Below are 22971 nucleotides of genomic sequence, written 5' to 3'. Positions count from 1 at the left end.
AGGAGGCACGATGCGGCTCAAACTCGACCTGCACGACATCTTCAACAAGGGCCGCGACATCGACCGGGCCCTCAACGACATCATGGACGAGGCCGAACGCACGAAGGCCCGGACCGTGGAGATCATCCCCGGCAAGGGGTCCGGTCAGCTCAAGAAGCGGGTCCTGCGCTTCCTCGACCGCAAGGACGTCAAGGCCCGCTACCACCGGGTCGAGAAGGACTCCAAGAACTTCGGCCGCCTTTTTATACATTTTCGCCACTGATGTCCTGTGGGCTCGTGGTTTCTGCCTCGATGGCGCCTGCTGGACATGGCGTAATACCCGTATTACGCTGAGGGTATGGCGAAGGTTCGAATCAGTATCAGCCTTGACCCCGACGCGGCCGAGCGTGTCAGGTCGCACGCGGACCGCGTGGGGATGGACGTGTCGTCCTACCTGGTCAACGCCGCGATCCGTCAGATGGCCGAGGCCGAAGCGGCAGAGGCGGAGTTTGCGGGTGTCGACGCGCTGATCGCCGACGCCGAAGAGCGAGCCGAGCCCTACGGGCCCGTCGACGAGGCAGGCGATGACTCTCTGAGTGCGGATGAGCGCCGTGAGGTGGATGAGGCGATGCGCCTGGTCTACGGTGCCGGAGAAGCCCAGGCCCGGAATCGGGGCGAGGTGGCGTGAGCACCCGTGTACCCGTCTACGACACGGGGATGCTCATCGCTCTGGCGGCGCGCAAGGCCAAGGCGGTCCAGATGCACCGGGGGCTCGCACGGTCCCCGCACCGTCCCGTGGTCCCCGGTCCTGTCCTGGCTCAGGTATGGCGTCCGGATCCGGCGACCGTGCACGCCATGAGCGCGGTCCTGAAGGAGTGCACCGTTCCCCAAGCCCGGTCGTCTCTGGCCGCGTTGCGGCCCACCGGCGCGGGGCAGGCGGGGTGCATCGCGTGTGCGGCCGCTCCGGACATCACCGACTGGCGGCGTATCGGCGCGATCCTGGGTGTGGCGGCCCTCCCGGCGAAGAAGCGCCCGGACGCGGTGGACGCCCTCGTCGCCTGGACGGCCGTGAAGCACCGTAGTGCCGTGGTGTTCACCAGTGATCCGGGGGACATCGCCGCCTACGTGGACGCGATCGGTACCGACGACGTGCACCTGGTCGCGGTATGAGTCCCATGGCTCGGTCTCGCTGTTGACAGAAGTGTGGTCGTTGGAAGAGTCTTGGCCGCCCTTTCATCCATTTTCGTCACTGAGGTGCAGCGATAAGGTGGCCAAGTTGGCGCATGAGCGCTGAATCCGAGGAACTGTCCGTCACGGAGGCCCGTGACCACTTCTCCCAGCGAGTGCACAAGGCGGCCTTCGGTGACGAGATCACCTACGTGACCCGAGGGCGCAAGCGTGAGCGTGTTGCCGCGATCGTTCCGATCGAGCTGGTCGAGGCCTACGAAGAGCTTCTCGACCAGCAGGACGGCCGTGTCGCGCACCAGAGGTTGGAGGAGACCCGGGCAGGCGACGCCGAGGTTGTTTCGGCTGAGGACGTCGCCAGGGAGCTCGGCCTGTGACGGACGGGCAGCCGCGTTCCTACGAGGTGGGCTTCGACAGCCGGGATGGTGGGGGCCGCCGGGCGGTCTGACGCGCACCGGGGCCGGACGTCCACCTCCTGACCCGTGAGGACCGGCCCCGGCCCCGGGGTCGAGGGCCGGGAGGCTCTCACATCGCCCGCGGTGGGCCTACCACCAGGGGTGGTCGGTCCGCAGTGCGGCCCTGCGGGAGTCACGGGCGTCCTCGAACAGGAGGTAGCCGTCGTGCCGCGCCTGGTTCACGGCCCGGTTCACCTGCCAGACGTACCCGCCGCGCCGCGGATACAGCTCCTTGAGGGTCTCCTCGCCGAAGGGGACGTGGGTGCCCTGGAGGACGCAGAACGGGTCGCCGGTGTTGTCGCCGTGGTTGAGCGCCGTGGCGACCTCGTGCTCGGCGGTGCCGTCGAGCAGGAACTCCTCCGTAGCCGTGTTCGCCGAGGTCGGCCTCGATGGCCTCGCCGGCCTCGACCGGGGGTACGCCGGGGCCGTCGGCGGACATGAAGGGATAGGCGTCCCCGGTGACGGGGACCGGGCCGGACACGGTGGCGACGGGTCCGTCAGCGGGCTCCGCCTGAGCGGGTACCGCGCCGGCCAGGACGGAGAGAACGGCCATTCCCGTCGCGGCCACGCCGAAGCGCAGGGGGATTCGAGAGCGCATCCGCATCTATTACCTCTGGTAGCCCAGTGTTGCGGGAATGCTGGGACGGGCGAACCGCCGCGACAAGGAGTCCCGCTCGTCGCCGTCGGCACGGAACGAGTGAATCCACCGATGGGTGCGAACCGTCGGCGGTCCCTGTTCGGAGGGGCACGCCGGGCCCGGAGGTCAGGGTGCGACCAGCTCGGAGGCGGCGAGCGACAGCAGGGCCCGCTCCGAGGGGGACCCCGGTGCGGCGGAGTAGGTGAGCAGCACCTGTCCGGAGTCGGCGGGCAGCACCGTCTTCTCGAAGTTCAGTTCGAGGTCGCCCGCCCAGGGGTGGCGCAGCCGGTGCGTGCCGTGCGGGACCTCCCTGACCTCCCCGGCCTCCCACAGCTTGTCGAAGAGCGCGCTCTCGCGCCGCAGGTCCAGTACCAGCCCGCACAGGTGCGGCTCGTCCGGGGCCTTTCCGGACTCCGCTCGCAGCTTGGCGACGATCTCGTCTCGCATCGTGTCCAGGTCGAGGTGTACGTCGGCCGTCCCAGGACGGAGGAAGACCATTCTCGCCAGGTTCAGGTCCGCCTCCGGCAGGTCGGCCAGTCCCGGCCACAGCCGTCCGGCGAGCCTGTTCCAGGCCAGCAGGTCCAGTGCCTGGCCCAGCACCAGTGCGGGCACCCTGTCCATCGCCTCGATCAGGTGCCGCAGCTCGGGGCGGACGCTCGGACGGGGCGCCTCGGGCGGAGCGCACCGGTTCCGGGCGGACGCCGCGGACGCACCCCCCGTGCGCCGGTTCAGCCGCCCGGCCAGGTTGTGCAGGTAACCGCGTTCGTCGTCGGACATCAGCAGTGCGTCAGCCAGGGCGTCCAGCACACCCGCCGACACCCCGCCGCCCCGCCCCTGTTCGACGCGCGTGTAGTAGTCGACGCTGACCCCGGCGAGCTGGGCGACCTCCTCCCGGCGTAGTCCGTGTACACGGCGTCGGTTCACCCCCTCCGGCAGACCGACCCGCTGAGGGGTGAGAGCGGCGCGTCGGGCCTTCAGGAACAGGCTGATCTCGGCTTCGGAGTGCACCATGCGCACGAGTATCCAACATGGTTCTGGCAGACCCCGGTTGGGAGGGGTCTGGTTGGACCGAGCCGCCTCCGGAAGAGTGCTCGGCGTACGGAACACGAGACAAGGAGTGGAAAGAAATGGAACGGCGCATCCTCGGTGGCACCGGAATCTCCGTCAGTGAGTACGCGCTCGGCACGATGATGCTCGGGGCCTGGGGCAACACGGACCACGAGGACTCGGTCCGCATGGTCCACACGGCCCTGGACGCGGGGATCAACTTCGTGGACACCGCCGACATGTACTCCGACGGCGAGTCCGAGGTGATCGTCGGCAAGGCGCTCAAGGGGCGCCGAGACGACGTCGTCCTGGCGAGCAAGTTCCACAACCCGATGGGCCCGGACGCCAATCACCGGGGCAACTCGCGGCGTTGGATCGTCCGCGCCGTGGAGGACAGCCTCCGGCGCCTGGACACCGAGTGGATCGACCTCTACCAGGTGCACCGTCCCGACCCGGACACCGACATCGACGAGACCCTGTCGGCGCTGTCGGACCTGGTGCGGTCGGGGAAGGTACGGGCCGTCGGGACCTCGGCCTTTCCCGCCGAGGAGATCGTGGAGGCGCAGTGGGCGGCGTCGGCGAGGGGCCACGTCAAGCCCCGCAGCGAGCAGCCGCCCTATTCGCTGCTGGCACGCGGCATCGAGAGGGACGTGCTCCCAACGGCGAGCCGACACGGTATGGGCGTGCTGACGTGGAGCCCTCTGAGCGCGGGTTGGCTGTCCGGCAAGTACGGCGGACCCGACGGAGGCGACCCCGCCTCCGCGCACCGCAGCGCCATGCTGGCGCCGATGTTCGACCCGAAGCTCCCGGGCAACGCGGCGAAGGCGGCCGCGGTGACGGAGCTGAAGAAGGTCGCGGCGGACGCCGGTGTGACGCTGCCCCACCTGGCGACGGCGTTCGTGCGGAGCCATCCGGCGGTGACGTCGGTGATCATCGGACCGCGTACACACGAGCAGCTGGCGGGTCTCCTCGAAGGAGCGGACGTGCGTCTGGAGGACTCGGTGCTCGACAGGATCGACGAAATCGTCCCGCCCGGAACCGACGTCAGCCGGGACATCACCTTCTACGACCCCCCGTCGGTGACCGACAAGCGGCTGCGCCGCAGGTGACGGACGCGCCGTCCGGTCCGGCCGGTGCGGCGTATGAAGCGCGGTGGCCTCGGCGGACGCCCTTCGTGCCATGCTCTGCGGCATGCACGAACGTCAGGAGCGGATCAGGGCCGAGCGCCTGGTCCTCCAGCCTCTCGAGGGCGCGCACTTCGACGCGGTGGTGGACCTGTTCGCTGCTCCGGAGATGAGCGCCTACCTCGGCGCGGACCTCTCGGACCGCTCCCTGGCCCGGACCATGGTCAGGAACCGGCTGGCGTACGCGGGGCCGCCGCGGCTCGGCCACTGGGTCCTCCTGCTCGGCGACGCGGTCGTCGGTCTGGCGCACCTGCGCCCGTCCCGGGAGCTTCCCGGAGAGCTGCCGGAGATCGGCTGGTACCTGGACCCCCGGCACGGGGGCGCGGGCCTGGCGACCGAGGGCGCGCGGGCCCTGCTGCGCCACGGGCTGGACGAGCTCCGGCTCGGCTCCGTCTGGGCGCTGGTCCACGTCGACAACGCTCCCAGCCTCCGCGTGGCCGAGCGCCTGGGGTTCCTCGCCGTGGGCGAGGGGACCCACTACGGCGGTCCGCACCGGGTCCACGTGGCCTTACCCGGGCGCGCCTGAGGGCGACGCGGACACGAGGTGACCGCACCCCGCCGCTCCGGGGCGTGCGCTCTGGACGCCGGCTTCCCGGGGTCCGCCAACAGGAGTTGTGCGAGACTTTGCCGCGCCGATCCCCGGAAGGCCGCCGGTGAGGGAAGGACACCGAAACGGTGTCTACGGAGGAGGGCCGTGATGATCACCACCGACTTCCTAACCGGATCGCCCTGCTGGATCGAGATCGCCTCACCCGAAGTCGAGGCCTCGGCGGCCTTCTACCGTCGACTGTTCGGATGGGAAGCCGTCCCGCCGGTACGCGACAGCGGCGGATACCTGATCCTGCGCCTGGACGGCGCGGGGGTCGGGGGCCTGAGGCCGCTCGTGGGTGAGGGGGAACGTTCCACGTGGACGATCTACTTCTCCGTCCCCGACGCGGAGGAGGCGGTCCACACCGTGGAAAGGCTCGGCGGGTCCCTGCTGGTGGAGCCGTTCGCCGTGTGGGACTTCGGCCGCACGGCGGAGTTCTTCGATCCCCAGGGCGGTCACTTCGGCGTCTGGCAGGCCGTCTCCATTCCCGGGATGGAGGTCGCCGACCAGCCGGGCAGCCTGTGCTGGGCAGAGATGTGGACCCCCGACGGGGAAGGGTCCCGCGAGTTCTACACCGAACTCTTCAAGTGGGGCATCACCGGTTTCGACCTGCCGGACGGGTCCGGGACGTACACGATCCTCACCCCGGCGGGTGAGGGCCAGGACCGCGCGCACGGCGGGCTCATGGCGGTCGACCCCGCCCGTCTGACCGACACCGAAGGGTCCGCGGAGTGGCACCCGGTGTTCGCGGTCGCCGACTGCGACACCGCCGTGGAGACGGTGCGGGAGGAGGGCGGACAGGTGTACATGGGGCCGGAGGACATGCGGGGCGTGGGACGGCTCGCCGTGTGCTCCGACCCCTTCGGAGCCGGGTTCGTCCTGCTACGACCGTCGCCGGAGTGACCTGGCGGGCCACCTCGGCCGTAACGCCGCAGGGAAGCGGCCTCCGCCCCACGGGAGCGGGGCGGAGGCCGGGGCACTACTGCCGTGACACGGCGGACGCGCCGCCGCGCAGCACGTACTTCTGGATCTTGCCGGTGGCCGTCTTCGGGAGCTGTTCCACGAACTCCACCTGGGTGGGAGCCTTGAAGTGGGCAAGGCGGTCCCGGGTGAAGGAGATGAGCTCCTCCTCCGTGACCTCGGCCCCCTCGCGCAGGACCACGGAAGCCTTCGGGGTCTCGCCCCAGCGCTCGTGCGGTACGCCCACGATGGCCGCCTCCAGGACGGACGGGTGCCGCAGCAGCACCCCCTCCACCTCGACGGAGGAGATGTTCTCACCGCCGGAGATGATGACGTCCTTGATCCGGTCCTGGATCTCGACGTACCCGTCCGGATGGGTGACCGCGGCGTCGCCGGTGTGGAACCAGCCGTCGCCCATGGCCTTCTCCGTGGCCTCCGGTTCGTTGTAGTAGCCCTTCATGACCACGTTGCCGCGCACGATGATCTCCCCGACGGTCTCGCCGTCCCAGGGCACCTCGGCGCCGTCGGCGTCCGCCACACGCAGCTCCCCGGAGGTGATCAGCTCGATCCCCTGGCGGGCCTTGACGGCGGCGCGGTCACTCGGCGGCAGGCCGCCGTGCTCGGCGCGGGGCTCGCACACGGTGATGAACGGCGTGGTCTCGGTCAGCCCGTAGACATGGGTGACGGTCCAACCGAAACCGTCCTCCAGACGTTCGATCGTGTCAGCGGCGGGCGAGGCCCCCGCCGTGACCACGTGCACGCCGGGCGGCACCTCGCCGCGCACCTCCCCGGGGGTGTTGGCCATCATGATCAGCACGGTGGGTGCCGCGCACAGCCAGGTGACGTTCTCGGCGCGGATCAGCTCGTACACGTTGGCCTGGTTCATCGCGGGCAGGCACACGTGGGTGGCGGCCGCCGCGGTCACCGTCCACGTGTAGGTCCAGCCGTTGGCGTGAAACATCGGCAGCGTCCACAGGTACCGCTCGCCGACGTCGATCCGCAGGTGGAGCAGGGTGCCCACCGAGTTCATGTAGGCGTTGCGGTGGGTGATCATCACGCCCTTGGGGCGCGCGGTGGTGCCGCTCGTGTAGTTGATGGTCAGCAGGTCGTTCTCAGCGATCTCGGGGCGGGTGAAGTCCGGGTCGGCCTCCGCGACGAGGGCCTCGTAGTCCTCCCACCCCGGGCGCGCGCCCTCCAGGGCGACGAACCGCTCCACGTCCGGCATCCGGTCGCGGACCCCGTCCACGGCGTCGAGCTGGTCGGCGTGCACGCACAGCACCTTCGCGCCGGAGTGGTTGACGATGTAGACGAAGTCGTCCGCCGAGAGCCGGAAGTTGACCGGTACCAGTACCGCGCCGAGCTGTGGCACCGCGTAGAAGGACTCCAGCTGGGCATGGGTGTTGGGGGCGATGTAGGCGACGCGGTCGCCCTTGGCCACCCCCATGCCCTGGAGGGCCGCCGACCAGCGGTCGCAGCGGTCGAAGAACTCCTCGTAGGTCAACCGCAGGTCCCGGTCGACCACCGCTTCGCGCTGCGGGTGCAGTCTGCGCGTGCGGCGGGCGAACTCCAGAGGAGTCAGAGTGAGTTCCATGGTGCCGTGGTGCCTTTCTGCGTCGGCGGAGTCAGGGTTCGGCGGTTGTCAGAGGCCGAACAGCCGGGCGGCGTTGCCGTACAGGACGGCGCGCAGCCAGTCCGCGCCCAGGTCCAGGCCGGTCAGGGCCCGGAGCTGTTCGAGGTAGGGGTAGGGGATGTTCGGGAAGTCCGTGCCGAGCAGGACGCGTTCGGCCACGTCCTTCAGCCGGGGGAGTTCCTCGCCGGGGAAGGGCGCCCAACGCTCGGTGAAGTCGGTGAACACCATCGTGGTGTCCAGGTGGACGCGGTCGTGGCGCTCGACCAGGTCCAGGAACGCGCCGTACTCGGGTGCCCCGGCGTGCGCGATGACGGCGGTGAGGCGGGGGTGCTCGCGCAGGACGCCGGCGAACGGCGCCGGGCCGGTGAAGGGTCCCGCCTCGGGACCCGAGCCGCAGTGGACGACCACGGGCGTGCCCGAGTCGGCGAGGGTCCCCCACACGTCGGAGAGCAGGGGATCGCGCGGGTCGTAGCGCCCGACCTGGAGGTGGGCCTTGAACACGCGGGCGCCCGCGTCGACCTCGGCGGCCACGTAGTCGCGGGCCCCGGGCTCTGGGTAGAAGGTCGCGCTGCGCAGGCAGTCGGGGTTGCGGTCGGCGAAATCGCCCGCCCAGCCGTTGAGCCAGGTGGCCATGCCGGGGCGGTGGGGATAGGACAGGGCGGTGAAGCGCCGGACCCCGAACCCGCGCAGGAGGGCCAGGCGTTCGTCCTCGTCGCCCCGGTAGGTGATCGGCCACGCCCCGCCGAGGGCGTCGAAGTAGTCCCACACCTTGCGCAGCACGTTGGCGGGCATGAAATGCGTGTGCACGTCGATGAGTCCGGGGAGGTCGAGGTCTCGCCAGACCGCGCGGACGGCAGCGGACTCGGACCCGGCGCTGCTTGAGACTCGTGTCACATCGGACACGATACGGGCCGGTCCGGCCTTGGGTCATGGGCGGCCCCGGGTGTAGTCGTGCGGGTGCGGGTGCGGGTGCGGGTGCGGGTGCGGGTGCGGGTGCGGGTGCGGGTGCGGGTGCGGGTGCGGGTGTGAGGGAGCTCCCGGGCGTGGGGCGTGGTGGCCGGGAGCACTCAGAGGGCCAGGAGGAGTACCCCGGTCACGACGATGACGGAGGCCGCGATCCGCACCGGGCCGAATCGCTCCCCGAACAACAGCGTGCCCAGCACCGCGGCGAAGATGATGCTGGTCTCGCGCAGCGCGGCGATGCCCGCGACCGCGCCGGTCAGCTGCGCCCACAACACCAGCCCGTAGGCGCCCGCGCTGACCGCGCCGCCGAGGAGCCCGAACTTCCAGATCGGTTTGAGCTGGCCGGGGAGCGCGCTGCGGCGGGTGAGTACCGCCACCAGAAAGAACACCGGCCCTTGGAGGGCCATGATCCATGCGATGTAGCCCAGCGGGTCCTGGGTGAGACGGACCCCGTAGGCGTCGACCACGGTGTAGGTGGCGATCCCCAGTCCAGTGGCGAGGGCTGCCAGCAGCGATGGCAGCTGTGCCCGGGAGGGGCGTCCGCCCGCGAACACCAGGGTCATGAGTCCTGCGGAGACGACCAGGACCCCGGCCAGATGGGACGGGGGCATCGACTCGCCGAGGAACGCGACGCCGACCAGGGCGACCACCCATGGCGCGGTGCCCCGCGCCAGCGGGTAGACCTGGCCGAACTCGCCGGTCCGGTAGGAGAGCATCAGCAGGGTCATGTACAGCAGGTGCGTGACCAGCGAGGCGAGCAGCACCGGCCAGGCCTCGCGGGGCGGTGGGCCCACGACCGCGAGCACGGGCAGGGCGGTGAGCATGCCGCCGAGGCCGATCAGGGCGAACCCGAGCAGGCGGTCGGTGATGGAGTGGGCGATCGCGTTCCAGCCCGCGTGCAGCAGCGCGGCGACCAGGACCGCGGCCACGACGGACGCGGTCACGGGGCGACACCGGGGAGTCGTGGGGACGTCCGGCAGGGGCGGATACAGGGGCGGGGGCGGAAGCGGATGCGGGGCAGGAGCGCGGCCGGGAACGTCCCGGCGGAGGGGTGTGAGGGCATCCGACAAGGTTAGGCCTGCGTCCACAGGGCGGGAAAGCAGGGTGGGACCGCGTTGGCGGGGGCAGACCCGTAACGGGGAACGTGTTCCACGGCGCGGAGGACGAGCGCCCCCAACAACAGCATGACCCGCTGGTCCTCTGTCCACCACCCCGGTGCCCCGCCTGGGGACAACCTTCCCCCATGGCCGTCCCGCCCCGCGAACACCCTTCGCGGCACCCCCAACTTGCCCTGCGGTCACCCTGCTGCGGACACCCTTCCTACGGACGACACGGACGACGGACGAGCCCGGCCGTCCCCGTCCGCCGGGACCGCCGCCCCCGGACCCCTCCCACGGTGGCAGACCACCCGTGTGAAACGCATGCCGAAGTCGTGCAAAACGCACTTGAGCTGGTAAAACACCATGCTTTAGGTTGACTGGGACCCTTCCCCCAAGCGGAGGAGAATCCTCCCTCATGCGTGTGACCCCTGCCTGGCTCGGATGGCGTTCGGTACGCCACCGGCCCGGCTCGTTCCTGGGCGCAGCGGTCGTGCTGACGATCGCCACCGCTCTCGTGAGCGGCCTCGTCTTCGTCTACTTCTCCGCCGAACACCAGGTCCCCACGGTCGAGCGCTTCGATGGGACCCCTCTCGTCGTGGTGCCCGACCAGCCGGGCGGCTTCGGAGTCCCCCTGGAGACGGCCGACCGGATCGAGCAGCTCCCGGAGGTCGCCGAAGTCATCTCCGATATCACCTTCCCGGCATCGGTCGTCGGCCCTGAGGGAAGTGCGCTGCGCGTTCCTGGCACCGAGAACTCCTTCGGACACGGTTGGGGCAGCGCGTCGCTCACCCCCTTCGTAGTGGCCGAGGGGCGGGAGCCGGGTCCCGGGGACGTGGTGGTCGACCGTCAGCTGGCCGAGGAGGCCGGTCTCACGGTCGGCGGGAGCGTCGAGCTGTTGGTGTTCGGCCAGGTCGGGGAGTACCGGGTATCCGGCATCGCCGACACCGGGGCTGCGTGGCACTATCAGTCCGCCCTCTTCTTCGAGGACGCTCACGCCGTGGACCTGTGGGGACGTGGTGACGCTCACGCCGATGTCCTGGGTATTCGGCCAGCGGACGGGGTGACCGCGACCGAGGCCCGGGAGGCCGTCGCCGTGCTGCTTCCCGCACCCCACGTCGCCCTGTCGGGTGCCGACCGCGGACTGGCGGAGGGCAACGTCGACCCACGAACCGACCGGGCCGTCGCCCTTTCCACGAGTACGTTCGTGATCGCGATCGCGGTCGTCGCCAGCGGGGTGGTCGCGGGTGCGATCGGCCTGTCCGTGCGCTCGCGCGGCCGGGAGATCGCCGTACTGCGCGCGGTGGCGGCCACCCCCGGCCAGGTCCGCCTCATGATGGCTGGTGAGGCCGCGGTGCTGTCGGCTGTCGCCCTGTTCGCGGGACTACCGCTGGGCGGGGCCCTCGCCGGGTGGCTGGCCTCTGGCGGCCTGGGACTGGAGACCGGGCTCAGCGCCGCCTTCCAAGTCCACCGCCCGGTGGCGGCCGTACTCCTGTCGGCGGGACTCGTGGTCGTCTCAGCTCAGGTCGCAGCGCTGCTCGCGGCCAGATACGCCCTGCGGGTCCGGCCCTCGGACGCGTTCGCGGAAGCCGTCACCGAGGGCGCACGGCCGCACCGCTGGCGGACCGGCTCGGGAACAGCTCTGCTGGCTATGGTGTGCGCGGGCTGTCTGATCCTGTCCAGGGCCGGTCTTGAGGGAACACGAGGTGAGGCCGTCGCCTTCGCCCTGGTGCTGTCCGCGGTGGTCGGTGCGGGGATGGTCGCCCCCGGAGCGCTCGGCGCGGCCTCAGCATGGGCCCGCGCGCTTGTACGCCGTCTCCGGCCGGGGAAAGCCGGTCTGGCCACCGCTAACGTGTCCTTCCACCACCGCCGGTTCGCGGGCGCCGTAGGCGCTTTCCTGATGGGAACGACGATGGTCGGCGCGTTCCTGGGCGGTCAGTCCTACCTCAACTGGCTGGCGGCCGAACGCGCCGTCGATCACTTCTCGTCCGATCTTGCGGTCGTGGCGGGGCCACGGGACGTTTTCGACGGTCGTGCTCTGGAGGAGGCTCGGAAGACTCGGGGGGTCATGGCGGCGACGGCCTCACAGACGGTGCCCGTCGCGTTCACGGCACGGGGCGCGGAGCCCGAGGAATCGACGCTCACGGTCCTGGACGGCGACGCAGCGGATGTGGTCGACCTCGGAATCGTGGAGGGCTGCCTCGACCTCGGTGACGCGGGCACGGTCGCCGTCCTGACCTACGTGGCCGAGGCGCACGGCATCGGTGTGGGGGACCGACTCACCGTGACCGGCCCTGGCGGGGAAAAGGAGCTCCTGGTCACGGGAACCTACCAGGGAGGATATCTGGGGCGCTCGATGGCGGTCGGCCGTGCCGCGGCAGAACACCTGGGAATCGCCCCGGGGCGCTACGGCGAGATCCATCTGACCGTGGAGCCGTCGTTGGGGTCCGAGGCCGTCCGCGAGGCCGTGCCCCTGGCCGGAGCCGTGCGTGACCGGGACAGCATCCGTGCGTCCGCGGCCGAGGAGTGGGCGGAGCAGAACAGGCCCATGACCAGCATGGTCGTCATGGTGGGGGCATTCCTGGCCTTGGGCGCGGCCAACGCCGTCAGCATCGCCCAGTTCGATCGGGGACGTGAGTTCGCGGGGATGCGGATGCTGGGCTTCGGCTGGCCACGTATCCACACGATGGTCGCGGGCGAGGTGGCCCTGACGGTCGGACTGCTGTTCTCGGTGGCAGCCGCGGTGACCCTCGGGGTGACCGCACCGCTGGGATGGGGGCACGGCGGCCACGAAATGCTTTTGACCACCTTCCCCGGCGGTCCTCTGCTCGCGCTGGGAGCCGGAACTCTGGTGTTGTCGGTGGCGGGCGCCCAGCTCGCGGTACGCGCGGTGCGCAGGAACGAGGACGGGGATGAGTGACGTGACACGCTTCGGAAGGCGAGGGACGGTGCGGCGGGACGTGGACGGCGGTCCGGCGATACGGCTGGAGGCGCTGTGGAGGGTGTACGGGGCTGATCCGGCCGAGGTGGTGGCTCTGCGGGATGTCACGGTTGGGTTCGGGGCGGCTGAGTTCACCGCGATCATGGGACCGTCGGGATCGGGTAAGACCACGCTGCTCCAGTGCGCGGCGGGCCTGGCCTCCCCGACCCGGGGAACCGTGTCCTTCGGCGGGACCGACATCGCCGGGATGCGGGAGCGCGACCTGGCGGTGCTGCGTAGACGACGGATGGGGTTCGTGTTCCAGTCGTTCAACCTGCTGCCGTCTCTGACCGGCAGAGAGAACGTGGTGCTCCCACTCCAGCTGGCGGGGCGCGGGGTGGACGCCGCGTGGGTGGACAGTGTTCTGGACCGGACCGGTGTCCGCGAGCATGCGGACCGGTTTCCGCACGAGCTCTCCGGCGGGCAGCAGCAGCGAATGGCGATCTGTCGGGCGCTTGTCGCACGACCCGAGGTCGTGTTCGCCGACGAGCCGACCGGTGCCCTGGACAGCCGCACCGGCGAGGACGTCCTCGGGCTGCTGCGTGACGCGGTGGACGAGCTGGGCCAGACGGTGATCATGGTGACGCACGAACCGCTCGCCGCCGCGCACGCCGATCGGGTGTTGTTCTTGCGCGACGGCCGGATCGCCGGGTCCCTGGAGCGGCCCACCGTCGAGTCGATCACCGAGCGCCTGGCACGGGCGGTCCGGTGATGGCCCGCAGGGGTCAGATCCAGCCGTTGCCGGTGGCGATCCGAAACGCGTCGGCCCGGTTGCGCGCCCCGAGCTTGTCCGTGCACGAGCGCAGGTGGTTGCGGACCGTACCCTCCGCCAGAGACAGCGTGCTGGCGATCACCGAGGGCGGTTCCCCGTCGGCGGCCCTACGCAGGATCTCCGACTCCCGCACGGTGAGCGGACTGGCTCCGTGGCTGAGGGCGTCGGTGACCACGTCCGGGTCCAGGACCCGCCCACCGGCATGGACGCGCCGAACCGCGTCGGCCAGCCGGTCCGGGGAGGCGTCCTTGGCGATGAATCCGAGCGCGCCCGCAGACACCGCCCGCCGCAGGTTGGCCGGGGTGGCGTAGCTGGTGACGAACACTGTGCGGCAGTCGGGCAGAGCCTCGGAGAGGCGTTCTGCGGCATCGAACCCGCTGATGCCGGGCAGCCGGACGTCCAGGACCGCCACGTCCGGCCGTGCTCCCAGGGCGCGATCGACGACGTCCTCGCCGCGGGCGCACTCGGCCACGACCGTGATGTCCGCGTTGAGGGAGAGGACCTGGACCAGGGCCTCGCGGAGGATCACCATGTCTTCGGCCAGGAGTACACGAATCACACCCGGTTTATACCAGTGCCGCCCTTTCCGTGGTTCCGTCCGTGGTGTGTGGTCGCGCTGGCGGGGTCCCCTCCGCACGGTCAGCGCCGGTCTCTCGGCAGTACCGATGACGCGCGGCGCTTGCTGGTTCACGGGGTCGGTATCCGCCGCCGCGCTGGCGGAGGCGAGGGTACGCCCCGTATCTCGGAACCGAGATGCTCCGGGACCCGTGGCGGCGCCGTCCCTCCGGGAGGAGGTGGGTGATGGGTGCGCCGACGCGTGACCCGGACGAAGCCAGGGTGCGCGGGCTTGCGTCCCTGGTCCCCGTGGCCGCTCTGCTCCTGGTGACCGGTTGCGCGCTGCTGGCCGCCACGACTGGGGACCGCACCCCCACCGTTCCGGTACGGGTGTCGTGCATCGGGTTCATGGTGGTCGCGGTGGTCTTCGGTGCGCAGGCCTACGGCGCGGCACTGTCGCGCCGATCGTCCGTACGGTGTTGGCTCCTGGGAAGCCAGACGGTACTGACAGTTCTTCTGCTGCTGGCGGACGGGTGGCTGTGGCATGGGACGACCGGTCTGCTGGCCGGTGCCGTGTTGGCCGCGCTGAGGCCCGGACTGGGGGTTCCGGTCGCGGTGGCGCTCACCGTGTCGGTGCCCGTGGCGTCGGTACCGCTGTTGCTGTCACCGGAGCAGTTGGCGCACTGGCTGACTTGCCACACGGGGATCGGGTTGGGTGTCTGGGCCCTGGTGCGGCTGGTGTCACTGGTTCGGCTTCAGTGGCGGGGGAGACGGGAGGCGGTGCAGAACGCCCGTGAACACGAGCGCGCCCAGATCGCCACCGGTCTGCACGACGTCCTGGGAAGGACGCTGGTGGCGATCACGCTCAAGGGCGAGGTGGTGCACGGTCTGGTGGAACGGGCCAGCCAGGAGGGGGCGAGGACGGCGGACTTCGGAGGGGACGTGCGGCCCGCGCCGGGATCGGAGGAAAAGGCCGCAGCTGTGATGGAAGCGGACCTTGAGCCGTGGTCGGAGTTGCGGCGGCAGACGCGAGGGCTGGTTGATCTGGTGCGGGACACGCGCGCCGACATACGGTCGGTGGTCGCGTCGTCGTGGAGCACGACGCTCGTGGAGGAGGTGGCTCTGGCGCGCGCGGTCCTGGGCGACGCGTCCGTGGACCTGGTCGCCGACGTCCGTGCCGATGAGGTCCCACCGGGGGCGGAGTGGGTGCTGGCGGCGGCACTGCGTGAGGCGGTGACCAACGTGCTGGTGCACAGCGGGGCCGCTCAGGTGCGGATGTCGGTGGGTGCGGTGGACGAGCACGTGGTGCTGCGTGTGGCCAACGACGGTGCTGACCCCGCAGGGGTGCCCGTGGTGTACGGAACGGGCCTGCGGGGAGTGGCAGCGCGCTGTTTCTCGGTGGGTGGCCGGGCCGGCACGAAGCTGGATCCGGAGGGGTGGTTCGTCCTGACCTGCCGGGTCCCGGTGGAGTAGGAGGACGTGACCGTCTCCTGAGGCGTTCGGGCACGTGTTCCACGCCGTGCCTCCCCTCGCGGAGACCCTTCCTGCGGACGACACGGACGACGGAGGGGCCCGGCCGTCCCCCGTCAGCCGAGACCGCCGCCCCCGGGGCTCACTCCCCGGCGGGTGCGGGCGTTGGCCGGGGAGATGCGGTGGTTGTGCAGGTGCTCGTAGACGATCGACGCGCGCACGTCGGCGACCTCGGGGCGCTCGGTCAGCTTGTCGATGACGAACGCGTACAGGCTGTTGTTGTCGGGCAGCGCCACGTGGATGAGGAAGTCCTCGCTGCCCGAGGTCACGAACACCGACAGGGTGTCGGGCAGGGAGCGCACCCAGTCGCGGAAGGCCTCGATGTTGTGCCGCGAGGGCTTCACCACGCTCACGGTGATGAGCGCCTGGACCGGGCGACCGATCTTCTCCAGGTCCACGTCCAGGAGTGAGCCCCGAATCACACCCTTTTCCCGCAGCGCACGGGTCCGATCCAGGGTCGTGGTGGGCGATGCGCCGACCGCTGCGGCCACATCGCGGTTGGTTTTCCGTGCGTCTGACTGGAGTTCGGCCAGAATCGCCGTATCAAGCTCGTCAAGATCAGGCATATAGCCATACTACCCGTATAAAGTACGGAATGTTGTGTATCAAGCCGGTGTATGCATAACATTTAAGGGAAAAGGCCGTATTTGGCTCGCCTGGAAGCGATCCTTCCGAGGCAGGCAGCGCCGCCCCGCCGTTCGGCCCCGCTCCGGTGCGAAGACGCACCACCGCAGAACACAAGGGACGTCCTTGCCATGAGACTTTCCCCTGTCGCGGCCGCCACCGACCGACCGTCGGTCCGCCCGCACCTCAGGGGCCGCACCCTGGCCCTGGCCGCCGTCGTCTGCGCGGCCCTGAACCTGCGCCTGGTGGTCACCTCCCTGTCGCCCCTGCTGACCACGGTCGGAGGGGAGTTCGGGTTCACCGCCACCGTCGTCGGTGTCTTCGGCACCCTGCCACTGGTCGCCTTCGCCGTCTTCGGCCTGGTCACACCCGTGGTCATGCGCCGCTTGGGCGCCGAGTCCACCGCCGTGCTCAGCATGCTCCTGGCCGGCGTCGGCCAGGCCCTGCGTGCCTTCGCCCCCGACACCGGCACCCTGCTGGTGCTCACCGGTGTCGCCCTCACCGGCGCGGCGCTCGGCAACGTCGTGATCCCGCCGCTGATCAAGCAGTACTTCCCCGACCGGCTGGCCTCTCTGAGCACCATCCAGATGGTCGCCATCCACGTGGGCGCGCTGTTCCCGCCGCTGGTCGCGGTGCCCCTCGCCGAGACCGCGGGGTGGCGCTTCGCCCTGGGCTGCTGGTCGGTCATCGCTCTGGTCGCCGCCCTGCTGTGGACACTCCAGCGCGGGCGTCCGCACCCGGGGGCCGCCGTCTCCCCGACCGGCGGTCCCGCCCTGGCCCGCCCGATCTGGCGGATCGGCATGGCCTGGCGGATGGCCCTGCTCTTCGGCATGGTCACCTGGAACGTCTTCACGCTGTTCACCTGGCTGCCCACCCTGATCACCGACGCCGGGCACAGCCCGGCCATGGCCGGGAGCATGGTCTCCCTGATGGTCGGCACCAGCCTGCTGTTCGGTCTGGTGGCACCCACGGTCACGCTGCGGTCCGCGAACACCTTCCCGATCGTGGCGCTCGGCCTGGCCGGGTACGCGGTCGGCTACGCGGGCATCGCCCTGGCTCCCCAGCTGACGCCGCTGTGGGTGGTCGCCCTGGGGCTGGGCACCAGCCTGTTCGTGGTGACCATGACGATGATCAACGCGCGCAGCGCCACCCCGCGGGGCGCGGCCGCACTGTCCGGGTTCGTCCAGGGAGCCGGCAGCGGCCTCGCGTTGGGCGGACCGCTGCTGTTCGGCCTGCTCAGCGAGCTGACCGGGGGCTGGGCCGCTTCATACGTCCTGGTGGCCGGCGGTTCGTTGGCGGTCGCCTTCGTCGTGGCCTACGTCGAGCGCATCCCGTGGAGCATCGAGGCCGCGGCGGCGGGGGAGCGGGATCACGGGAACGCCGTCGCGGTGGCGGCAAGGTAGCCGGCCGCCCCTGCCGTCTCCGGCAGGCCCGGGACCTGCGGTCCCTTCCGGGCCCGCGCTTCCCGTGCCCCCTTCCGGGTTCGAAGAACACAAGGAGCATTCGCGCTGGTGAGCGGCAGATCCTCGTCGGGCCCGAACGGGGCGGTAGAGTAGCCCTGTTCTGGTACACGAAGAGGCCCCGGTTTGGTCACCGGGGCCTCTCGTCGTGCGGCACCTAGGAGTGGGGCAGCGCCCTCAAGGCTGCGACCCACTCAGGGCCGGTGAACATGAGGTGCCCGGCCTCGCGGTTCTTGGTGTCGCGTACAGCGGCGCCGCTGGGTGCCTCGGCAACCTCAACACAGTCGTTCGCGGTCGCACTGTAGGACGACTTGTGAAAGGTCAGCTGCTGGTTCTGGTACACGGTGGTTTCCTACTCGTGCTTCTTGATGATCTGACGCATACGGTCAGCACTCGCATCAGGGTGGAGTGCCATCACCCGGATCTCATCCCACGCATCCCGGTGGACTTGGACCTCTTCGGTCTCCTCCAGGTAGAGGCCGTCGGTGCGAGTCTCGATGTAGGCGATGGAGGGATCCAGGGGGTTTGCGAAATCCAGGATGGTGAAGCTGCCCGCGATGCCGGGGTGGAGACCCACCTCCATCGGGAGCAGCTGGATCTTGATGTGGTCGGCGGTCTCGATGAGGTGGATGAGCTTCGCGATCTGGTCCCGCATCACCTGGGTGTTGCCAGCAGGGCGTAGCAGCACGCTCTCATCTAGCACGCACCACAGCTTCGGCGGGTCGTCCTGGTCGAGTACCTCCTGCCGTACCAGCCGGGCTTGCACGACGCGGTCGATGGTCTCCGGTGCTCGGGAGCGGCCGATCCGTGTCGACGCCGCGGCGTACTCGGGGGTTTGGAGCAGGCCGTGTACCACCATGGTCTGGTAGGTCGACACTGCGGATGCTTCAGCTTCGAAGCCGACGTAGGCGTCGGTGAACACGTCGCCGTAGCGGGTCCACCATCCCTTTTCACGGGACTGGCGGGCGAGCAGGACCAGGCCCTCGGTGACTTCTGGGGGTGCCTTGTAGAGGTTGGCCAGGGCTCGGATGATCACCGGGTCAGGCCTTTTCCACTTGTTCAGCTCCATATTGGTGAGCCGACCGCGTGACCAGCCGAGTTTGTCGCCGACCTGCTCGGCGGTCATCTTCGACGCTTCGCGCAAACGTCTCAATTCGGCCGAGAGGCGGCGGCGCCGGATCGTGGGGCTGTAGCGGTCCGTCACAGCGCGCGCTCCCTTGCTCTTCCTGGTCTTTCGTCGGTCTGCCCCGATGGTAGATCACCCCTTTCGCGAAACTTTTGAGGCCAGGATCTCATCAATCCGAAGATTTGTATTGAAAGTTTGCTGGCTGAGGGTCACTATGGGTGCACCAGAACTCACGCGGGCTGACCACCCGCACCTGACGAAGGAGTCGCCCCGTGCGATACCTGGCTCTGATCGCATCGGCGCTGTGGCTGATAGCCCGCGCTGTCGCCCACCACACCCGCCTGGCCGCCCGGCGTCGCGGGCACCGTGTGCGCCGCTACGCTGCCCGACCGCTCCCCGCCCGCCGGTCGGTGGTGACCGGCCCCGTCCCGCTCGTCACCCCGAGGATGGCGTCCGGCGTCGCCGCCCCGCCCCTGCCGGTCCCTCGGCCGCGCCCGTGGCGGACTGTCCCGACACCCGTGCCGGTGGACGTGCTCAGCCCCGACCGGGTCCGGGCCGCCCGGTCCCGTCGCGGCGTCGCCGTCCTGGTGGAGGCCGTTCGGCAGCGTCAGGCAGTGGCCGCATGAGGCGCCGCGAGGCGTGCGGCGACGAGAGCCGCGACACCCAGGGATGCGCTCGCGTGTGCTTCCTCCCCGGTGGCCACGACGGCCCTCACACGGACGCCTACGGGTACCGGTGGCAGCCGTGGCAGGTGGTCCTGGCCCGCCTACGGAAGCGGTGGGAGGCCACCCACTACGTGAGTTTCACCGGCCACATGTGGTTGGCCACCGCACGGGAGGCCGGGGCGCCGTGGCAGACCCACGCGGAGCCCACCCCCGAGCAGCTGGAGGCCAGCCTCCGCGCCCGTGACAGCGGGCGTCTGCCCGCGATACCTGAGATGAGGACCCCGCCATGTCCGGCGACCCCACCGACGACGACGCCCAGGACCCCGAGGAAGGGCTTGGGGGTGCCATGGGGACCGAGGTCCCGATCCTAGGCGGAGTTTTCTGGACGCACCCCGACGACGAGTAGCCCCCTGTGTGCTCGGCCGTGGCCCCGCCGAACACACGGGACCCACCCCCAGGGAGGGCCTCCGTGCCTGAGATTGCGACAACCCGTCGTGACCTGCCCGAACGTACTCGGCCAGTAGCCGCGGCCGAGTACTTTGGTCGCATGCCCGACGACCGCCCGCCGCTCCGTATCGGTAGCCGCTCCTCTCCGCTGGCCATGGCCCAGGCCCGCCAGGTGCAGGCTCTGATCGTTCAGGCCGTGCCCGACCTGCCGACCGCGATCGTGCCCATCACGACCGCAGGCGACAAATGGCGCGGGGATTTGAGCGTGCTGGGTGGTAAGGGCGCCTTCATGAAGGAGCTCGACCGTGCGCTCGCCCTCGGCGAGACCGACATGTCCGTGCACTGCATGAAGGACGTTCCGGGGGACGTTCCGCGTCCGGACGGGTTCACCTGGTCGGCGTACCTGCCGAGGGAGGACCCCCGCGACTGCCTTCTCCTCCCGACCACAGCGTCGGCGAAGTCCCTCGCTGACCTATCACCGGGCGCCCGCGTCGGCACCTCCGCGGTACGGCGCCGGGCCCAGCTCGGCCAGCACTACCCGCACCTGAAGACCGAGTACTTCCGGGGCAACATCAACTCGCGGATCGCCCGGTTGGACGAGGGCGAGTTCGACGCCGCGGTACTCGCCTACGCGGGACTCCAACGGACGGAGCTCGCGTACCGCGCCGTCGAACTCCTCCCCCTGGACATGATGTGTCCGGCGGTCGGCGCGTCCGTGCTCGGTCTGGAGTGCCGGGAGCCGGACCACGGCGTCGACGAGCTGTTGCAGGAGCTTGACGACGCTGAGACGCGGGTGCACATCACGGCCGAGCGGACCATGCTCGGCGCGCTCCGTGGCCACTGCAACAGTCCGATCGCTGGGCACGCGACCACCACCCCCGACGGGCAGATCTCGCTGCACGGGAAGGTGTTCACCCGCGACGGGTCGGACTGGGTGTACGCCCAGGAATGGGACGTCCCGGAGCGTGCGGTCGAGCTCGGCGCCTACGTCGGCGCGACCCTCCTCCGTAAAGGCGGGCGCGACCTGATCGACGGGATCCCGCGCTAGAGCCCGGACACGACGAACCCCCTCCGGCCCCCAGCGGCTCCGGACCCACCCGCCCGGCCCCGACCCCTCCCCGGGGCGGGGCCGTGACCGAACCCGGCCATGTCCTCCTCCGACGCCGCGGCGGCTCCCCCGGCCCCGCCCGTCGTCGTCCCTGGTAGCCGCTTTCCTCTCCCGTGGCACCCACTGTCCCCATCCGCAACGGCATGCCCGTGGGCCCCCGTCTCCCGGATACGGTTGGCGCCGGCCCTATCCCGCGTATTCGCTGCTCATCTGGGGTGGAAGGCTCCGTGAGGCAGTCGAGGCCGTCCTGCTCCCACTCCGGAGAGAGCAACCGCCTACACCACTCACAGAGCGTTTTTTCCAGATAATCCCGTCGTACGAGGCGCAGAACCACCAAAGCTTCGTCAATATGGGCGATGAGCGCATAATGACGACATGAGAACCACACCCCTCGACAGGCCCCCCACCCGGGTCTGCGGACGGGTCAACCGGTCGCGATGACGGCGCCGCCGCACCACTCACCACATCCCGCAGGGCAGGCACTGCCGATCGACGGCGCGGAGCAGTTCGTCCCCCTCATCCGCAACCGCGACTTCCAGCTTCTCTGGACCAGCCGGTTCCTCGCCGGGCTCGGCAAGGAGAGCGGTGAGGTCGCCTACCCCCTCCTCGCGCTCCTGCTCGTGGGATCAGCCACGCAGGCGGGCGCCATCGGGGCCGCCCAGGTCGCCACCGCGATGATCGCCGCCGTCATCGGCGGCTCGCTCGCCGACCGGTCCGACCGCAGAACCGTCCTGCTGTGCTGCGATCTCGGACGCCTCGCGCTGCTCGCCCTCTTCACCGTCCTCCTGGTCACCGAGAACGTCACACTCCCCCTCCTCACGGGCGTCGCGGTCGGCTCCGCGGCGATGATGGGCGTCTCCAACCCCGTCGCGATGGCCTCCATCAAGCAGCTGGTCCCCGCCCCGCAGGTGGCCGAGGCCGCCGCGCAGAACCAGATCCGCTTCTTCACCACCACAGCCCTCGGAGCGCCCGTAGCCGGATCCCTCTTCAGCCTGGGCAGGGCCTTCCCCTTCGCCGCTGAGGCCCTCAGCTACCTGGTGTCGGCGGTGCTGGTGCTGTCCATCCGCCGTCCCATGCAGGCCCACCAGCGCGAAGCTCCGGACCAGTGGACCCTGCGAGGCACGGTCAGCGGGTTCACCGTGCTGGCCAGGAACCCGATCCTGCGCCCGATGATCCTGTGGATCGTCGGATTCAACCTCACCTTCACCCAGACGGGCGCCGCTCTGGCCCTCATCGCGACCGCCGAGAGCCAGGGCGCCAGCCACTTCCAGATCGGGCTGACCGTATCCCTGGCCGGAACCGGCGGCCTGGTCGGTGCCCTGTTCGCCGGGGCGGTCGTCAAGTGGGTGCGCCCGTCGACCACCTTCCTCGCCGCAGCCTGGTCGGCCCCCGTGTGCGCGCTGGCGCTGCTGGCCGCGCCCAACGTGATGACGCTCGGGGTGCTGGTGGGCTGCGTGTTCTCCATCGTGCCGTGTGTGAACGCGGTGTTCCACGGCTACGTCGCCGCGTCGGTCACCGACGGCTACCAGGGGCGCGTGCTGGGCGCGGTCACGTTCATGGCACTGGTCTCCCAGCCGATCGGCATCCTCGGGATCGGGGTGATCTTCGACCTGGCCGGGCCCACCTGGGTCTTCCTGACGATGGCACTGGTCTCAGCGCTCGCCGCCCTGTTCAGCCTCTCGCCGGTCATGCGGAACCTGCCCCGCCCGGAGGACGTGTCCGTGGCCTGACCCCGGCCCCGCCCCGCGCAGGGGCCGGAACCAGGCCACGGACGGCGGGCCGGCCCCGGTGGGGCCGACGTCAGCCGTCGATCGCCATCGCCATCAGCGGGTCAGAGGTGGGCTGTTCGGAGCCGCCCTCGGGCTCGACGGTGACGGCCACACCCTCGGTCGCCTCGTCCTCGGGACGGCCAGCTCCGCGACGCCCAGTGAGGCGGTCACGGTGAGTAGCCCCACGGCTGATCCGACGACGCACCGCC

22 protein-coding genes and 2 pseudogenes are annotated in these 22971 nt (G+C 70.3%); 14 read left to right on the top strand and 10 right to left on the bottom strand.

Features of this window, described 5'->3' with window-relative positions; genetic code table 11:
- The first annotated feature begins 10 nt into the window (after positions 1–10).
- The 4 genes from AC0T5L_RS04520 to AC0T5L_RS04505 all read left to right on the top strand — a co-directional run bounded on the left by AC0T5L_RS04520 (position 11) and on the right by AC0T5L_RS04505 (position 1541).
- A complete protein-coding gene (locus AC0T5L_RS04520; protein ID WP_476164058.1) occupies positions 11–262 on the top strand; it encodes a Smr/MutS family protein in 252 nt (83 codons plus the stop codon).
- Between the two features lie 75 nt (positions 263–337).
- Positions 338–667 carry a hypothetical protein gene (locus tag AC0T5L_RS04515; RefSeq protein WP_476164057.1) on the top strand — a complete coding sequence of 110 codons (330 nt, stop codon included), beginning with the start codon at positions 338–340 and terminating at the stop codon, positions 665–667.
- Entirely contained in the window at positions 664–1149 is a 486-nt protein-coding gene (locus AC0T5L_RS04510) for a hypothetical protein (protein ID WP_476164056.1), read from the top strand. Before AC0T5L_RS04515 ends, AC0T5L_RS04510 begins: the two co-directional genes overlap by 4 nt.
- A 113-nt stretch (positions 1150–1262) precedes the next feature.
- Complete coding sequence (locus AC0T5L_RS04505) at positions 1263–1541, top strand: antitoxin of toxin-antitoxin stability system (protein WP_476164055.1); 279 nt, start codon at positions 1263–1265, stop codon at positions 1539–1541.
- Positions 1542–1808: 267 nt separating this feature from the next.
- On the opposite strand, the pseudogene AC0T5L_RS04500 reads toward AC0T5L_RS04505, so the two are convergent.
- A pseudogene (locus tag AC0T5L_RS04500) lies at positions 1809–2309 on the bottom strand (alpha/beta hydrolase domain-containing protein); the annotation flags it as partial.
- Between the two features lie 73 nt (positions 2310–2382).
- On the bottom strand, positions 2383–3267 hold the full coding sequence (locus AC0T5L_RS04495) for a helix-turn-helix transcriptional regulator (protein ID WP_476164054.1): 885 nt from the start codon (positions 3265–3267) through the stop codon (positions 2383–2385).
- A 116-nt stretch (positions 3268–3383) separates the two neighbouring features.
- On the opposite strand from AC0T5L_RS04495, the gene AC0T5L_RS04490 reads away from it, so the two are divergent.
- The 3 genes from AC0T5L_RS04490 to AC0T5L_RS04480 all read left to right on the top strand — a co-directional run bounded on the left by AC0T5L_RS04490 (position 3384) and on the right by AC0T5L_RS04480 (position 5979).
- On the top strand, positions 3384–4412 hold the full coding sequence (locus AC0T5L_RS04490; protein WP_476164053.1) for an aldo/keto reductase: 1029 nt from the start codon (positions 3384–3386) through the stop codon (positions 4410–4412).
- 82 nt (positions 4413–4494) lie between these two features.
- The gene (locus AC0T5L_RS04485; protein ID WP_476164052.1) at positions 4495–5013 is read left to right on the top strand and encodes a GNAT family N-acetyltransferase; all 519 of its coding nucleotides are present in this window, start codon (positions 4495–4497) and stop codon (positions 5011–5013) included.
- Positions 5014–5184: 171 nt separating this feature from the next.
- Entirely contained in the window at positions 5185–5979 is a 795-nt protein-coding gene (locus tag AC0T5L_RS04480; protein WP_476164051.1) for a VOC family protein, read from the top strand.
- Between the two features lie 76 nt (positions 5980–6055).
- Here AC0T5L_RS04480 and AC0T5L_RS04475 read toward each other — a convergent pair whose 3' ends face one another.
- From AC0T5L_RS04475 to AC0T5L_RS04465, 3 genes are all read right to left on the bottom strand, one after another.
- A complete protein-coding gene (locus AC0T5L_RS04475) occupies positions 6056–7627 on the bottom strand; it encodes a long-chain-fatty-acid--CoA ligase (RefSeq protein ID WP_476164050.1) in 1572 nt (523 codons plus the stop codon).
- 48 nt (positions 7628–7675) lie between these two features.
- Entirely contained in the window at positions 7676–8560 is an 885-nt protein-coding gene (locus AC0T5L_RS04470) for an amidohydrolase family protein (protein ID WP_476164049.1), read from the bottom strand.
- A 173-nt stretch (positions 8561–8733) separates the two neighbouring features.
- On the bottom strand, positions 8734–9573 hold the full coding sequence (locus tag AC0T5L_RS04465) for an EamA family transporter (RefSeq protein ID WP_476164048.1): 840 nt from the start codon (positions 9571–9573) through the stop codon (positions 8734–8736).
- Positions 9574–10144: 571 nt separating this feature from the next.
- Here AC0T5L_RS04465 and AC0T5L_RS04460 point away from each other — a divergent pair.
- Positions 10145–12646 (top strand): ABC transporter permease, encoded by a 2502-nt coding sequence (locus tag AC0T5L_RS04460; RefSeq protein WP_476164047.1) that lies wholly within the window; start codon positions 10145–10147, stop codon positions 12644–12646.
- Entirely contained in the window at positions 12639–13418 is a 780-nt protein-coding gene (locus AC0T5L_RS04455; protein ID WP_476164046.1) for an ABC transporter ATP-binding protein, read from the top strand. Before AC0T5L_RS04460 ends, AC0T5L_RS04455 begins: the two co-directional genes overlap by 8 nt.
- Before the next feature lie 13 nt (positions 13419–13431).
- On the opposite strand, the gene AC0T5L_RS04450 is transcribed toward AC0T5L_RS04455, so the two are convergent.
- A complete protein-coding gene (locus AC0T5L_RS04450; protein ID WP_476164045.1) occupies positions 13432–14037 on the bottom strand; it encodes a response regulator transcription factor in 606 nt (201 codons plus the stop codon).
- 242 nt (positions 14038–14279) lie between these two features.
- Here AC0T5L_RS04450 and AC0T5L_RS04445 point away from each other — a divergent pair, with 242 nt between their 5' ends.
- Positions 14280–15506 carry a sensor histidine kinase gene (locus tag AC0T5L_RS04445; RefSeq protein ID WP_476164044.1) on the top strand — a complete coding sequence of 409 codons (1227 nt, stop codon included), beginning with the start codon at positions 14280–14282 and terminating at the stop codon, positions 15504–15506.
- Positions 15507–15619: 113 nt separating this feature from the next.
- Here AC0T5L_RS04445 and AC0T5L_RS04440 read toward each other — a convergent pair whose 3' ends face one another.
- A complete protein-coding gene (locus AC0T5L_RS04440) occupies positions 15620–16129 on the bottom strand; it encodes an Lrp/AsnC family transcriptional regulator (protein WP_476164043.1) in 510 nt (169 codons plus the stop codon).
- 189 nt (positions 16130–16318) lie between these two features.
- Here AC0T5L_RS04440 and AC0T5L_RS04435 point away from each other — a divergent pair, with 189 nt between their 5' ends.
- Positions 16319–17590: an MFS transporter gene (locus AC0T5L_RS04435; protein ID WP_476164042.1), complete on the top strand. Its 1272-nt coding sequence runs from the start codon at positions 16319–16321 to the stop codon at positions 17588–17590.
- A 214-nt stretch (positions 17591–17804) separates the two neighbouring features.
- Here AC0T5L_RS04435 and AC0T5L_RS04430 read toward each other — a convergent pair whose 3' ends face one another.
- Together AC0T5L_RS04430 and AC0T5L_RS04425 are read right to left on the bottom strand one after the other, a co-directional pair.
- Positions 17805–17990, bottom strand: a complete 186-nt coding sequence (locus AC0T5L_RS04430; RefSeq protein ID WP_476164041.1) for a DUF397 domain-containing protein — start codon at positions 17988–17990, stop codon at positions 17805–17807.
- Positions 17991–17999: 9 nt separating this feature from the next.
- The gene (locus tag AC0T5L_RS04425) at positions 18000–18851 is read right to left on the bottom strand and encodes a helix-turn-helix domain-containing protein (RefSeq protein WP_476164040.1); all 852 of its coding nucleotides are present in this window, start codon (positions 18849–18851) and stop codon (positions 18000–18002) included.
- A gap of 194 nt (positions 18852–19045) precedes the next feature.
- On the opposite strand from AC0T5L_RS04425, the gene AC0T5L_RS04420 reads away from it, so the two are divergent.
- The 3 genes from AC0T5L_RS04420 (at position 19046) to AC0T5L_RS04410 (ending at position 22723) form a co-directional block, all read left to right on the top strand.
- Positions 19046–19399, top strand: coding sequence for a hypothetical protein (locus tag AC0T5L_RS04420; protein WP_476164039.1), 354 nt, complete (start codon positions 19046–19048; stop codon positions 19397–19399).
- Positions 19400–19985: 586 nt separating this feature from the next.
- Complete coding sequence (gene hemC / locus AC0T5L_RS04415) at positions 19986–20933, top strand: hydroxymethylbilane synthase (protein ID WP_476164038.1); 948 nt, start codon at positions 19986–19988, stop codon at positions 20931–20933.
- A 497-nt stretch (positions 20934–21430) separates the two neighbouring features.
- Entirely contained in the window at positions 21431–22723 is a 1293-nt protein-coding gene (locus AC0T5L_RS04410) for an MFS transporter (RefSeq protein ID WP_476164037.1), read from the top strand.
- A 70-nt stretch (positions 22724–22793) separates the two neighbouring features.
- On the opposite strand, the pseudogene AC0T5L_RS04405 reads toward AC0T5L_RS04410, so the two are convergent.
- Positions 22794–22892: pseudogene (locus AC0T5L_RS04405) on the bottom strand (anti-sigma factor); the annotation flags it as partial.
- Positions 22893–22971: the final 79 nt, after the last annotated feature.

This window comes from Nocardiopsis sp. TRM 82005 (assembly GCF_056312425.1).
Note: the sequence above shows the minus strand (reverse complement) of the source record. Positions and strands in the feature narration are given on the sequence as shown.

Bases quoted from the DNA above. Each gene is read 5' to 3' on its own strand.
- AC0T5L_RS04440 (WP_476164043.1), bottom strand. From the start codon at position 16,129: ATGCCTGATCTTGACGAGCTTGATACGGCGATTCTGGCCGAACTCCAG.
- AC0T5L_RS04410 (WP_476164037.1), top strand. From the start codon at position 21,431: ATGACGGCGCCGCCGCACCACTCACCACATCCCGCAGGGCAGGCACTG.
- AC0T5L_RS04445 (WP_476164044.1), top strand. From the start codon at position 14,280: ATGGGTGCGCCGACGCGTGACCCGGACGAAGCCAGGGTGCGCGGGCTT.
- AC0T5L_RS04480 (WP_476164051.1), top strand. From the start codon at position 5,185: ATGATCACCACCGACTTCCTAACCGGATCGCCCTGCTGGATCGAGATC.
- hemC (WP_476164038.1), top strand. From the start codon at position 19,986: ATGCCCGACGACCGCCCGCCGCTCCGTATCGGTAGCCGCTCCTCTCCG.
- AC0T5L_RS04515 (WP_476164057.1), top strand. From the start codon at position 338: ATGGCGAAGGTTCGAATCAGTATCAGCCTTGACCCCGACGCGGCCGAG.
- AC0T5L_RS04460 (WP_476164047.1), top strand. From the start codon at position 10,145: ATGCGTGTGACCCCTGCCTGGCTCGGATGGCGTTCGGTACGCCACCGG.
- AC0T5L_RS04490 (WP_476164053.1), top strand. From the start codon at position 3,384: ATGGAACGGCGCATCCTCGGTGGCACCGGAATCTCCGTCAGTGAGTAC.
- AC0T5L_RS04455 (WP_476164046.1), top strand. From the start codon at position 12,639: ATGAGTGACGTGACACGCTTCGGAAGGCGAGGGACGGTGCGGCGGGAC.
- AC0T5L_RS04495 (WP_476164054.1), bottom strand. From the start codon at position 3,267: ATGGTGCACTCCGAAGCCGAGATCAGCCTGTTCCTGAAGGCCCGACGC.
- AC0T5L_RS04475 (WP_476164050.1), bottom strand. From the start codon at position 7,627: ATGGAACTCACTCTGACTCCTCTGGAGTTCGCCCGCCGCACGCGCAGA.
- AC0T5L_RS04505 (WP_476164055.1), top strand. From the start codon at position 1,263: ATGAGCGCTGAATCCGAGGAACTGTCCGTCACGGAGGCCCGTGACCAC.
- AC0T5L_RS04520 (WP_476164058.1), top strand. From the start codon at position 11: ATGCGGCTCAAACTCGACCTGCACGACATCTTCAACAAGGGCCGCGAC.
- AC0T5L_RS04435 (WP_476164042.1), top strand. From the start codon at position 16,319: ATGAGACTTTCCCCTGTCGCGGCCGCCACCGACCGACCGTCGGTCCGC.
- AC0T5L_RS04485 (WP_476164052.1), top strand. From the start codon at position 4,495: ATGCACGAACGTCAGGAGCGGATCAGGGCCGAGCGCCTGGTCCTCCAG.